Annotated in this window: 9 protein-coding genes; 7 read left to right on the plus strand and 2 right to left on the minus strand. The window is 33.1% G+C overall.

Translation table 11 applies throughout. The annotated features are described in order from the left end of the window. Positions 1-901: 901 nt before the first annotated feature. Entirely contained in the window at positions 902-1,102 is a 201-nt protein-coding gene (locus ACP6PL_RS18810) for a hypothetical protein (protein WP_426546802.1), read from the plus strand. 165 nt (positions 1,103-1,267) lie between these two features. On the opposite strand, the gene ACP6PL_RS18815 is transcribed toward ACP6PL_RS18810, so the two are convergent. Beyond that, positions 1,268-3,178 (minus strand): mechanosensitive ion channel domain-containing protein, encoded by a 1,911-nt coding sequence (locus ACP6PL_RS18815; protein WP_426546803.1) that lies wholly within the window; start codon positions 3,176-3,178, stop codon positions 1,268-1,270. A gap of 343 nt (positions 3,179-3,521) precedes the next feature. Between ACP6PL_RS18815 and ACP6PL_RS18820 the strand changes: the two genes are divergently transcribed. The 6 genes from ACP6PL_RS18820 to ACP6PL_RS18845 all read left to right on the plus strand — a co-directional run bounded on the left by ACP6PL_RS18820 (position 3,522) and on the right by ACP6PL_RS18845 (position 11,908). After that, on the plus strand, positions 3,522-4,418 hold the full coding sequence (locus ACP6PL_RS18820) for a hypothetical protein (RefSeq protein WP_426546804.1): 897 nt from the start codon (positions 3,522-3,524) through the stop codon (positions 4,416-4,418). Between the two features lie 11 nt (positions 4,419-4,429). Continuing rightward, the gene (locus ACP6PL_RS18825) at positions 4,430-4,813 is read left to right on the plus strand and encodes a hypothetical protein (RefSeq protein WP_426546805.1); all 384 of its coding nucleotides are present in this window, start codon (positions 4,430-4,432) and stop codon (positions 4,811-4,813) included. Between the two features lie 379 nt (positions 4,814-5,192). Next, a complete protein-coding gene (locus ACP6PL_RS18830) occupies positions 5,193-5,846 on the plus strand; it encodes an FHA domain-containing protein (RefSeq protein WP_426546806.1) in 654 nt (217 codons plus the stop codon). A gap of 198 nt (positions 5,847-6,044) precedes the next feature. After that, positions 6,045-7,484: a protein kinase domain-containing protein gene (locus tag ACP6PL_RS18835; RefSeq protein ID WP_426546807.1), complete on the plus strand. Its 1,440-nt coding sequence runs from the start codon at positions 6,045-6,047 to the stop codon at positions 7,482-7,484. A 610-nt stretch (positions 7,485-8,094) separates the two neighbouring features. After that, positions 8,095-9,435: a hybrid sensor histidine kinase/response regulator gene (locus ACP6PL_RS18840; RefSeq protein WP_426546808.1), complete on the plus strand. Its 1,341-nt coding sequence runs from the start codon at positions 8,095-8,097 to the stop codon at positions 9,433-9,435. 22 nt (positions 9,436-9,457) lie between these two features. After that, positions 9,458-11,908, plus strand: coding sequence for a hybrid sensor histidine kinase/response regulator (locus ACP6PL_RS18845; RefSeq protein ID WP_426546809.1), 2,451 nt, complete (start codon positions 9,458-9,460; stop codon positions 11,906-11,908). 210 nt (positions 11,909-12,118) lie between these two features. Here ACP6PL_RS18845 and ACP6PL_RS18850 read toward each other — a convergent pair whose 3' ends face one another. Further along, positions 12,119-13,483, minus strand: a complete 1,365-nt coding sequence (locus ACP6PL_RS18850) for a pentapeptide repeat-containing protein (protein WP_426546810.1) — start codon at positions 13,481-13,483, stop codon at positions 12,119-12,121.

Below are 13,483 nucleotides of genomic sequence, written 5' to 3' on the forward strand. Positions count from 1 at the left end.
AACACTCCTTGAGATAATTTTTCCTCATTCTTGATGCACGAATAGACTTAACTTGGATAATTATATAGAGCTCAAATGGGTTCTATAGCAGCTTGTGGATACTCAAGAGAAGCCGCTCCGCGTCTACAAACCCCCATAAAAGAGGCACCACTAATTTTTTCGCTCCTTTGTGAGGGACCGTTACTCTTAAATTTTTAGTGCTCCAGCTAAATGCTGTTTGCGTAGCATTCGGCAGGAAAAGCTGATAGCTAGTATAAAAGTCTCAATAAATATTATTTAGGGTTTGCTAAATAAATCTCGCTCGCATGGGCAGATAAAGGTTTGAGCATTTTCAAATCCGGAAAAAGTAGGATATTTTCAGCCAGGGTAAGCTCAAAAAGTTAGTATTTTGGTAAGAGTTAGGGAGGTTGGAGCAAAGGATAATTTTTCTGAGTACCTCCTGTATAACTCTCTGTCTCTGTTGAGTTTTCACTACTCCCTACTCCCTTCCTTCACCATCAGACTTTTGAGCGCAAGCCCTATTTATTAGAAACAAAAGACATGATTAAATTTTGTCTTAGTGAGAAATTTAATCACACAAAGCTTAATCAAATAGCCTTAGAGTGAAGGAGTTCAGTCGTGTTTATTTGTTTCCATCAAATATTTATTGTATTTTACTGGTCAAATCCACTTAGTCAAACTTGAAGAAGAAAGTAATTATTTTGCTTGACTCCATCATTACACTGAATAATATATGAAGATTTAGTAAAGATTCACTGTAACATTAGATAATTTTATATTTTATATATGAAAGTTTGATGTTTTTTTATGTGAAAGAGGTTGCTTATTCCTACTCAAATGCGTAAAAATACTGATATATATTCATAGATATGTATAAATAAGAAAAAGGGACAATTATATAATGACTACTAATAAATCTGAATCTCAATCTGTGGCTCCAATTCTAGCCATGGCAAGCTTGACACTTACTGCTACATTAGTTTACGTTGGATTTGGAGTAGCAAGTCTAGTTGATAAAAGTGCGGTTGTGGATATGAGCACTGAAAATGCAAGCGTAGAGCAATTAGAAGAAAAATTGTCGGCTCTGCCTGATTCTGAATAATTGCTTTAGGACTTAATATCATGTCCGGGTGAATAGTTATAACTAGAGCTTCGTAGTAGGGCTTGATCAATAATATAGATATTTTGTGGACTAGATCAATACTACGAACAAAAACTTTTTTATCACTTATTATCCGGACATCATATTACCGACTTCTGAGCAAAACTATTCTGAATCAATTTCTTCCATATTAGAATTAGTGCTAAGGCTAACCTCAACCTCATCATTATAGAATCGATAAAAAAGAGGCTCATCCTTAAAATTATGTTCATCGAAAATATGGTGTATTATCCCTTGTTGTAACATTAACTCACCCATCATAATCGCTTCTTCCCTCGTAGCTCGTTCATTAATCATTAACCACTCTACTGCTTCTGACCCCAAAAAGACTTTTTTGAAGAGCTTAAACTGAAATCGTCGATCTTTGATACAAACTCCATGCTCTCCACGCATCGTACTAGATATTGCCTCCCAGTCATACTCTTCTTTGCTAGAAGGAGGTTCAATAGTTGGAATTTCTTGAGGTAGAGGTCGATATTCTACAGGGGTTTGCGATCGCACCCAAGCATAGAGTTCTGGATCGAGGTCTTTGAGATGTAAGTCTTGTTGGGGGCGAGGGACTTCTACTCCATACTTTCGCAAATATCTTTCTATTTGGTTATATAGGTGGGTTCTTACCTTTGGTTGTTTGAGAGGATCGCGGATAAATGCCACCACCCGAAACTGCAACCCATCCTCTACATATTCCCGAAATTTGACTTTGGGGGGAGGATGGCGGAGAATATCTGGATGTTCTACTTGTGCAGCACCGAGTAGCACTTTGTAGACAAAATCAATATCTGTTCCATAGGGAATTTTAACATAAGCTTTCACCCTAGTTATACCGCTACGGTTCCAGTTGAGAACCTCCCCTTCAATAAAGCGGGAATTAGGAATAGTAATAATGTAGCGTTCGATATTAGAAATATCAGTAGTTCTGGCACCAATACGTTGAACTAAACCTTGAAACTCTCCCACTTGAACTAACTCTCCTACTTTTATCGGACGGGCGACAATTAAAATTAACCCACAGATAAAGTCTTTAACAATATTTTGTAATCCAAAACCAATACCTATACCCAGCGCCCCAAGTAGAATAGCTAAAGATTGAAAGTCTACCCCTCCAGCATTGAGAATGAGAAGCGTGCCAACAGACAGCAGTCCGTATTCAACAAAAAAAGCAATTGTACCTTGGTGACTGGCTTCTGCTTCTGTGAGAGGGAGCAAGCGAGATTTGAGAATACTCACAAACCAACCTACTCCTACCCAAAGTGCAACAACAGTTATGGCGATCGCTAATATTCGGTTGAGAGAAATGCTTTCTTCTCCCAATTGAAACATTCTGGCATTAAATGTACTGTCTAGAAGTTGAAAAATCTCGTAAAACCAACCTCTAGTTATGGGAAATAATTGAATTCCATAATTGATAAATGTCGCCCATACTCCCACTTGCAATAATAGTAAAACTAATAACTGTAAAGAGTGCCAGCGTCTCTGAGGATTTTTGATCTTCCGGCGTAGAATGTAACGAAATAGTAATACCAGTCCTCCTTGAAGCAACAGAGTAGTCACAAAGGCAATTGTCAGCATTTTGATTGCCCAACGGGTATAAGCTGGTGTGCGTTCCCGCCAACTTTGCTCCAAACCCTGCTGGAGTTGTTCCTGCCATATTTGCTGCTGCATCTCTGAGTGCATTGAGTTGAGGTTATCCTGTGGTATCTCTAGCAAGGGGCGACTATCAACTTTCAATACCACATTTTGATTAGAGCGAACTATTTTGACCTCTGGAGGTTTTCCTCGTTCAATGCTATCAGCTAAAGCTGACTCTAGAGTTGATGTGATAAATTCAGCACGTTCCTGAGCTGTGACTTTTCCCAGAGGTCCAATTTCTAACAATTCTCGACCATCTAATACCACTGGAACTTTGACAATTGTTGCATCTTCAGCTTGGACAGGAGAAAATACTAGAAATACTGATAGTAAACTGATGCAAAGAACAAGAACAAATTTAACTAAATATTTCTGAAATCTTGCCATATTTGTTTTAGGGAGTAGGGAGTAGGGAGCAGGGAGTAGTAATTCGGGAAACAGGGAATAGAAAAGAAGAAAAATAACTCTACCTCAGTAACTTGAGGAAGGTTATAATATTGTTATATATTCTAAAGTATTAAACTAGATCATGTCAACACCAATAAAAATATTAGACCCCCAGACCAATATTTTAATTCAGCTAACATAACTGAAGCTAATATTATTAGATAATTGATACCTAAATTCAGTGTAAGTGAGAAAAGTTTTATCAATCACTTATTCTTAATTAAGTCTACTCAGTCAAAAGAGGAAATCGTAATTTTTTACCAATTTATCCATAAATTAATATATGAAGAAATCATTACTATATTTGACTATCTCAATCATCTATGGGTGTAGTAATTCTTCTACTCCTGAAAATCAATTATATTTGCCCAGTACATCATCCACTCCTAGCTTTGTAGAATGCCCAGAGAAACCAAAAAATCGTCTCGGAAAAACAGACACTAAATCTTTATCTTTAACTACAAATATAGTTACTATATCGGATACTGTTAACTCTGAAAAACAACTTGGATATAAATTTTATGCCAGAACAGGCAAAGATTTTAACTATAGAATTACCAGCAATGTTTGTATTTGGATATTTGCCCCAGATACTAAATTATTGCAACGGCGAGAATTAATCATAGCGACACAGCAAGATTCTCCTATTTCGGGAGAACAAATGTCTATTGATTTACCCCTAACAGGAGAATACATTGTACAAGTTTCAACTCCTACTAAATCCTCAGAATTTAACTTAGAAATGAGTTTAGGTGATTTGCCAATACCAGAACCATCTGTAGTTACTTCAGAAATCCCAAAATCAGCTTCTCCATCAACACCAATATCAGAAACAACTCCTACAAAAACTTCTGCTGAAGAAGCAGTAAAAAATTATTATTCAAATCTGAATAAAGGTAAATATCAGGAAGCTTGGAATCAATTATCATCAAGTTTTCAGAATAATCAACAACTACATCCAGATGGTTATAATTCCTATTATGACTGGTGGTCAGGAATGAGTAATGTTGTGATTCAAGATGTTCAACAAACCAATACAAGTACAGACACATCTACAATAGATGTACAGGTAAAATATACAAAAAAATCAGGAGAAAATCTTACTCAATCTCTGGAGTTATTTTTAATCTGGAATTCTGCAAATAATAATTGGGCGATAGATGCTGTTACACTTAATTAGTTGAAATTATTATGGTACAATACTCCCTAAATATTACTGAAAAAAATACTAATCAACAATATAGATATACTGTAGACTTAGAACAACATTATGAAGATCAGCCAACAAATTTTTTTACCCCAATAGTATGTAATAAAATTAAATATGAACTAGAAAGCCAAAGTAACTGTCAAATTAATGATATGCACTTACAAACAATCATCAAAACTTGGGTTCAAGATATAAAAGAAGGATATAGAGATAGCAGTATTATTCTAGACTTACCTATAGCTAATCATCAGAATATTCACAATCTCACAGAATTGGCAAATCAAGAAATTTCCCCACTGATTTATCCAGACTTATCTGATTTAGAACCAAAAATAGGAGCATTACCACCTCTAGATTTTTCTTAAAGGTAGGGAGTAGGGTTTTTAGGAATAAGATATTTTTGCTTAATGCCTAGAATCGTTAAAAATATTCCTAAACCTTAATTATTATATAAAACTGCCTTAAAAATTCCTCATTGCCACGATAGGAAGCAATCTCTCAAAAGCCCTGAGATTGGTTCCTTAAACTCCGTTACAGTCTCTGCGGACTTGGCTATAGCAATTATCTGGATTCTATATTACTTAATAACTAAAGTTTTGAGGAAGTATAATATTATTTTTGGGAATTGGTATAATACCACTTTGAAAACAGAATCCTACAAAAAAAAGTGCATCTCGATCAGAAATGCTTAAAAATAGCTGATTGCTGATAGCTGAGAGCTGAATGTTTATAAAGAGGATAATTATGGCTATTACTTGTAATTTATGTTTCTACGACAGAAATGCAGACAAAAACCAATTTTGCGAAATTTGTGGTTCAGAAATTAGAGCATCAACCACTTTATTTGAAACTCAAGAAAAAGGGATTCAAGACCGAGAAGCAAAAACATTTATACAATCAGATGAACAACAACTAAACCTAAATCATAATATTAACAACTATCCCCTAAAAACACCAGTATCTACAAATATTTCTACCAGTAAAAACCAGATTATAGAAGATAGTCAAAAAGCTAATATATCACCTAAAAATCCTACTAATCCCACTTTTATTAATAGTACTGTTGTTAAACTTATCTCTAAACAAGTAGGTGCACCTATAACAGAGTTTATTATCGATAGTAACAATGCCATTATTGGTAAATTCGACCCAAATCTCGGACCAGTAGAAATTGATTTAGATGGATTCTATGGAGATGAGACTGTTTCCTCAACCCATGCAGAAATTTATTTTGAAAATAATCAATGGCAGATAAAAGATATGGGTTCAACTAATGGTATTTATATCAAACCTACAGGTAAAGCTCGGTTTGGATACCGTATGAATAAACCAGAAATATTAAACTCAGGAGATGAAATTGCCATAGGTAAAATTCGGTTATTATTTATAATTACTTAAATCTCAGCTAATATACCTTTATTTGCAGAATAAAATACACATAGGAAAGGAATAAGAACAAGAAAAAATATTTTAAGCTATCAGTTAATTAATAAATGCTAATTTATTATTCACAATTTCAATGTACAGCAGAATTTATTCTTCTTTCTTTCTTCTTTCTTCTTCCCTTTTCCTTCTTAAGTAAAATAAGGATAAAAAATGTCAATCAACTGCCCAATTTGTGGCGCAGAAAATCTTGATACAGCCATTACCTGTACTGCCTGTGGTTGTGCTTTAATAACCTTAAATTCAGTGGGATATCAACTTCCTAGTGGCACTTTACTTTACCAAGGTAAATACAGAATAGAAAAAACTTTAGGTGAAGGTGGTTTTGGCATTACTTACAAAGCAACTGATTTAGAAAATTTTACTGATATTGCTATTAAAGAACTTTGCCCAGATAAGTTTCTCAGACATGGGATTAATATTATCTGGCCTCCTTCTATTCCTCCTAAAATTCAACAGGAACAAATCCAAAAATTTCAGACCGAAGCAGAATCTCTAAAAAAATGTGTTCATCCCAATATTGTCAGAGTAATTAACTGGTTTGAAGCTAACAATACCGCCTATTTAGTAATGGAATTTGTCTCAGGTAAACCTCTATCTCAAATTTTGCTTGAAAGAGGTAAATTGCCAGAAAATATTGTCAAAAAATATTTTATTCAAATTACCGAAGCTTTAAAATTAGTTCATGCAAATAACTTTCTGCATCGGGATATTAAACCAGATAATATTATTATTAACTCCCAAGATAAAGCCATCTTAATTGATTTTGGTTCTGCAAGAGAATTTTTAGCAGGTCTCACCAATAAAATGACCGCTATGCTAACACCTGGATATTCACCTATTGAACAATATACTAATCTAAGTAAAGCTAATCCCAGTACAGATTTGTATGCTATTTGTGCCTCAATTTATCATGCTTTAACAGGTAAAGTGCCAGTAGTATCACCTGCTAGGTTAGGGTCAGAAACTTTAATCTCTCCAAGGCAAATAGAACCATCAATTAATTCCCAAACAGAACAAATTATATTAACAGGAATGAAGATGGAAATAGAGGAACGTTTTCAAACTGCTGATGAATTAATTGATGCACTTAAAGGTAAGTTTATTTCTCAAAAATTAAAACAAGCAAGACAGATTTTAAAACAAGGAAATCTAACAGAAGCAGTTACATCTTATCAACAATGTTTGCTCAAAGAAACTGATAATGGTATAGCAGCAGTAGAGTTGGCAATGATATTAGTTTATATAGAAGATCGCCAAGCTATTATTGCAGCTAATCAAGCAATTCAAATTAATCCTAATGATGGTAGAGGTTATGGAGTTTTAGGGCTAATTAATTGTCGTCAAGAAAATTGGCAACAAGCACTTCAACAGTTAGAAATAGCAGTAAAATTATCTCCACATGAATCTTGGATACAGGCAAATTTTGCTTGGTCTCTAGCTAAAATAGGAAGATGGAAAGAAGCATTAATTGTATGCAATTTCGCCTTGAAACTAGATAATAATTCTGACTTTGTATTAGGATTAAAATCCTGGATTTTAGTTAATCAAAAACACTTAGCAGCTATAGCGCTACGGACAAGTCACAAGTAATCAATGAATGATGATAGAGCAGTTATAAATGTCTGCAACTTATTTGCCTAGTGCTATATTAAACCTATCCACTAAAATATATTTTAGCTAAGAATATTAGAAACATAATTGAGATTAACTCCGTCTTATACTAATTATACTAAATATAGCCTATTTTTGTTACATTTCCTTAAGAGCAGCGAATAGGGACAAGGGAGCATCGAAATTAGGAATAATATATATTAAGGTTGATGTCTAGAATCTTAAAAAAAATTAGTTAACTTTACCTATTACTTAATCACTGAAACTGAACTGTTAGATAGGTATAGTATTGCTTTGGGGAATTGGTATAATTCAAAATTATTAAATAGTGGTGGAAATGCAGATGTATAACTATGCCATTTTCTGGCTTCATTCATTAAAAATCTGTTTGAGTCGCATTCCGCAGGATGAGCTCAGTGCTAATAGCTGAATACCTACGGTAGACTATTTTTCTTTTATCTATTCCCTGTTCTATCAAATCCAAAAATTATGTATCTTACCAATTCTAAAATTGCTATACTATTTGTATGATTGATGAATAAAGTATTATAATAAATTATTGATCTATGCAATAGATATAGATATGGTAATGAAATCCAGCAATAATGATCGTCTCAATACTAATATAAGCAATAAAAGTACCATTTTAGTAATTGATGACAACCCAACTAACTTAAGTTTAGCAGCTAATGCTCTAGAATATCGGGGATTTAATGTTTTGATTGCTAGTGATAGTCTCAGTGGTATTAAAAGGGCAAAATTTGCCCATCCCGATCTAATTTTGCTAGATATTTTAATGCCAGAAATAGATGGTTTTGAAACCTGTCGTCGATTAAAGGAAGATGAAAAAACTCAAAATATTCCAGTTATATTTATGACTGCTCTTAATCAATCAGAATATCAAGTCAAAGGATTTCAAGTAGGGGCAGTTGATTATGTAACTAAACCAATTCAAATTGAAGAAGTTTTAGCTAGAGTGAACCTGCATCTTCAACTGTATTTTTTGACTCAAAAACTAGAACAACAAGTAGAAGAACGGACAACAAAACTAAATAGAGCTTTACAAGAACTGCAAGAATCACAATTGCAATTAGTTCAGAGTGAAAAAATGTCATCTTTAGGTTTACTTCTAGCAGGAATTACCCATGAAATCAAGAATCCCTTGGGTTTTATTGCCGGCAACTTGGAACATACAGAAGTAGCAGTAAAAGAGCTAATTGAATATTTGAAATTATATCAAGAAATATTTCCTGTGTCAGGAACAATTATCCAAGAAAAAGCTGAAGAAATAGAACTAGAATATTTGTTAAGTGATTTGCCGAAAATGCTTATTTCTATGAAACAAGGTATTGAAAAAATTCAGGAAATTAGTAGATCTATGCAAACATTATCTCGTGCAGACCGCAATGAAAAAGTAAATTTTAACCTTCATGAAGGCATTGATAGTACCTTAATGATACTCAAACATAGATTAAAAGCAAACGAGTATCGCTCTGGAATTAATGTCATCAAAAATTATGGAAGTATCCCCCTGATTCTAGGATTTCCAGGACAGTTAAATCAAGTGTTTATGAATTTAATAGCTAATGCAATTGATGTATTTGATGAAGTGATTAGCAATCAAACAAGAACTGATGATTTGATTGTGGAAATTTCTACTGAAATTAGTCTAGATTATCAGCAAGTAATGATTAAAATTAAAGATAATGGTCATGGAATGTCAGAGGAGATAAAAAAACAAATATTTGACAACTTATTTACCACAAAAGAAGTAGGTAAAGGTACAGGATTAGGGCTTTCTATTTCTCGCCAAATTGTAGAAGAAAAACATCAGGGTAAAATTTTCTGTGAATCGAAACTTGGTCAAGGTACAATATTTACTATTATTCTGCCAATTTTTCAGGATGATAATTCTGAGTTAAATGATTAAATAATTTTTCAAGGAAATAAAAATGACTGTTTTAGACAAAAAAAATCGACAACAGGATTTATCAGAGCCTCAACAAAAAAGTTTATATCATAATTTTTGGGTCCGAGTAATTATTGCTGGTACAACATTATTTGTTAGTTTTAGTACTTACTTCAGCTATCAAATAGTTAGGAATTTAATTTTAGATAATTTACGAGACAAAGCATTTCTAGAAGTAGAACAAGGTGTGAATGAAATTGATAGTTGGTTGAGTAATAGAAAAGCCTCACTGGAAGCAATAGCAAATAATCCCATATTCCGAACTATGGAGTGGTCTCAAATTAAACCCTATTTGCAAGTAGAAGAAAAACGCTTACCAGAATTTATGTATTTAGGAATGATCGATGCTGATGCTTTTTTATACACTACAGTAGAGGGAGAACCCAGTGGAGTGATTAACCTAAAAGACCGGGAACACGTTCAAGAAGCTCTGAATAAAGGTATCACAACTTTATCCGATCCGATAATTGCTCGCATTCCCAAAGGTAAAAGAATAGTGGCTTTTGAAGCACCAGTTTTTTCTGGCATCCCCGAATTGGAAAAACCATTGGGAAAAGTTATTGGTTTAACTGATGCTGTAGTTGATATTGAAAAAGTCATTGATATCGTAAATAGTTTGGAATATGGGAAAAAAAGTTATGCTTTTGCACTCAACTCTAAAGGAGAAGCGATCGTTCACCCAGACACAGAGTTAATGTCAACCTTAGAAAAACCTGCCCCTAGTTTGCTCAACTCTACAGACCAAGGTTTGGCAGTTATTGCTCAACAAATGGTTGACAAAAAACAAGGAATTTCCCTAACAAAAATAGACAGAATTTTCAAATATGTAGCATATTTACCCCTAAAAGAAGCCAATTGGTCAGTTGCCCTGGTTATTCCCCGACAGAATATTGAGTCTCAACTTAGACCTCTTAACTTAATTGCTGTAGTGGTAATAGCATTAGCAACAATGATGATGATTATTTTATGGAAAATACAATCATTTGAACAAAAACAACTGAAAAAATCTAAACAAGTAGCAGAAACAGCTAACCAAGCAAAAAGTGAATTTCTCTCAAATATGAGTCACGAACTGAGAACACCTTTAAACGGTATCCTGGGTTATGCTCAAATTCTCCAACGCGATCGCAACTTTACCCCTACTCAAAAAAATGCTTTAAATATTATTCATAATAGTGGAAATCACCTTTTGACCTTGATTAACGATATTCTAGATTTATCCAGAATAGAAGCTCGAAAAATGGAGCTTTACCCTAGTGAAATTCACTTTATTTCTTTTCTAGAAAGTGTCGTAGGAATTATTAAAATGCGCGCTCTAGAAAAAGATATTCTCTTCAAATCTCAACTAGATTCTCACTTATCAACTGGCATTATAGTAGATGAAAAACGTCTACGACAGGTACTATTAAACTTATTAGGAAATGCTGTAAAGTTCACTGATAATGGTCAAGTAAATTTCAATGTTACTCAAATAGAAACAGAAACTAATCAGGCAACTATCCAGTTTGAAATAATTGATACTGGAGTCGGCATGACTGCTGAAGATTTAGAGAAAATATTTCAACCTTTTGAACAAGTAGGAAATACTAAACACCGACAGCAAGGAACAGGTTTAGGACTAGCTATTACTAAGCAATTAGTTGAATTAATGGGAAGTAAACTACAGGTGAAAAGTGAACTGGGCAAAGGTTCAAATTTCTGGTTTGAAGTTAATTTACCGACAGTTAATACTTCAATAGAAACTACTACTGAAACTATAGGACGCATCATTGGATACCAAGGCACAAAACGTAAAATTTTAGTAGTAGATGATAAACAAGAAAACCTATTAGTGCTGCAAAATATGCTCGAACCTTTAGGATTTGAAATAATTCTTGGTGTAGATGGTCAAGAGGAAATAGATCTAGCGCAAAAATTTCAGCCAGATTTAATTTTGACAGATTTAGTAATGCCAGTTAAAACTGGATTTGAAGCAATTCAAGCTATTCGTAGCCTGTCAGAAGTAAAAAATATTCCTATTATTGCAGTTTCTGCTAGTGTTTTAGATATGGATAAAAAACAAAGTCAAATAGCAGGTTGTAATGATTTTTTATCCAAGCCAATTGATGAAAATAAGTTACTATCACTATTAGGAGAATATTTAAAATTAGATTGGATTTATGAAGAAGAAGCAGCAGAAGAAAAACTAGATACAAATAGTATTAGTCTATCAGAAAAACTTGAATCTATAATCCCACCTCCTCTAGAAGAAATGGAAATATTATATGAATTTGTTATGCTAGGTAGTATGCGAAAAATTCAAGAAAGAGCAGCTTATCTAGAAGAGTTAGACCAAAAATATATTCCCTTTGCCCAACATTTGAAAAATTTAGCTCAAGAGTTCCGAGATAAAGAAATTACAGCCTTTGTAGAGAAGTATTTGTATCAAGATTGAAAAGAAGTATAAAATAAAATATAGCAATTACCACAGTTATGAAGTACAGTTATTTTTCTTATGTTCATACTCTTCTAATTTTCTACTTACCAAAGCCAAAAAAATTGTGTATCTCATAAGTATGGTCATTGCTATAAAAGTTTAATCAATTTCTGTTTAAGTATTTTCTTGAAAACTGAAATATTATTGGGATTGTAACTATTCTTGCCATTACGCATCTACTAGAGTCTTACCATTAATTATCATACCTTCACAAGAGCGAATCTGGCTAAAATCTACTCCTTTTAAGTTAGCATTTTCAAGATTAGTGCTAGTAAAATCTGCATTTTCTAAATTACATTTTTCTAAATTAGCTCCTTGTAAATTCGCATTTTTAAAAGAAGTATTACTTAAATTTAAACCTGAAAAATTAGTTTCTTTTAAATTAGCTTCGTCAAATATTGCTCCAGTCAAATTAATCAAATTAATCCTACTAAAATCTACTCCTGATAAATCTGTATTTGTGAAATTAGCATTTTGAAAATTTACGTCTTTTATTGTAATAGGACTACTAAGAAAGTCATATAAACGTACCGCACCTGAAAAATTTGCATAGCTAAAGTCTGCTCCATCCATTTCACCTAAACAAAAAGTTGCTTCCTGAAAATTTGCACCTCTACAATTAGCATTTCTAAAATGTGCATCTTCGTGCCAAAAGGAAGCTCGACTAAAGTTAGCATTAATACAAATAGTATTCTCAAAATCACCTGAATTAAAACAAGTATCACTTAAATCTGCTCCTTCTAAGCAGGCACCTGATAAAGAAGCGTGTTCAGAGCCACTTAAATTAGCATTTTTGAGATTAGCATTAGTAAAATCAAAGTTATATAAATAGGAGTTACTGAAATTTGCACCTTCAAGGTTAGCACCAGTTAAATTTACTCGTGAATCGTAATCATCGGAATTGATAAAATCAATTTCAATATTACTAATATCGACTCCTTTTAAATCTCGATTTTCTCCTCCTAAATTAACTAATTCCCAAAGTAATCGCCATTTAGGATCTATTTGTGTAGTTTCATCAATTTTACTTTCTTCTAAAATAACACCTTGAAGTTTTGCACCCGTTAAATTTGCCCCAATTAAATTTGTTTGAGAAAGGTTACAACTACTTAAGTCAAGGTTACTTAAATCAGCATAACTTAAGTCAATTCCTACCAAATCTACTCCAGGATTTAATCCGGCTTTTTCAAGTTCTTCTAAAAAATTATCTACTTTTTTTTGCTTAATGCTATCAATAATTTTTTGTCTGTCAGATAAGAATATTTCTAACAAATCATCATCATAAAAATATTGAGAATCAGAAAATTTATATCCTTTATTCTGTTTGGAATTAACTAGGCTATCAAATATTTCTTTAGCCTCTTTTAAAGAAACAGGAGTATTTGTTTTTGTGCCAGTTTTAAGTTTACTCCCTGTTCTGCCATAGGCAAAATTAACCTGATATTTTTCCCAAGCTAGGTAAACTATTTCCACTTCATAAACTTTATCTGATTTTTCATCTTTATAATTGAGAGAAGCCTTTTTAGTAAACAT

Origin of the sequence: Dapis purpurea BLCC-M126, from assembly GCF_050015975.1 — a bacterium.
GTDB lineage: Bacteria > Cyanobacteriota > Cyanobacteriia > Cyanobacteriales > Microcoleaceae > Trichodesmium.

Excerpts from the sequence above, each read along its gene's own strand:
- ACP6PL_RS18810 (WP_426546802.1), top strand. The coding sequence starts at position 902 with ATGACTACTAATAAATCTGAATCTCAATCTGTGGCTCCAATTCTAGCC.
- ACP6PL_RS18815 (WP_426546803.1), bottom strand. The coding sequence starts at position 3,178 with ATGGCAAGATTTCAGAAATATTTAGTTAAATTTGTTCTTGTTCTTTGC.
- ACP6PL_RS18820 (WP_426546804.1), top strand. The coding sequence starts at position 3,522 with ATGAAGAAATCATTACTATATTTGACTATCTCAATCATCTATGGGTGT.
- ACP6PL_RS18825 (WP_426546805.1), top strand. The coding sequence starts at position 4,430 with ATGGTACAATACTCCCTAAATATTACTGAAAAAAATACTAATCAACAA.
- ACP6PL_RS18830 (WP_426546806.1), top strand. The coding sequence starts at position 5,193 with ATGGCTATTACTTGTAATTTATGTTTCTACGACAGAAATGCAGACAAA.
- ACP6PL_RS18835 (WP_426546807.1), top strand. The coding sequence starts at position 6,045 with ATGTCAATCAACTGCCCAATTTGTGGCGCAGAAAATCTTGATACAGCC.
- ACP6PL_RS18840 (WP_426546808.1), top strand. The coding sequence starts at position 8,095 with ATGAAATCCAGCAATAATGATCGTCTCAATACTAATATAAGCAATAAA.
- ACP6PL_RS18845 (WP_426546809.1), top strand. The coding sequence starts at position 9,458 with ATGACTGTTTTAGACAAAAAAAATCGACAACAGGATTTATCAGAGCCT.
- ACP6PL_RS18850 (WP_426546810.1), bottom strand. The coding sequence starts at position 13,483 with ATGTTTACTAAAAAGGCTTCTCTCAATTATAAAGATGAAAAATCAGAT.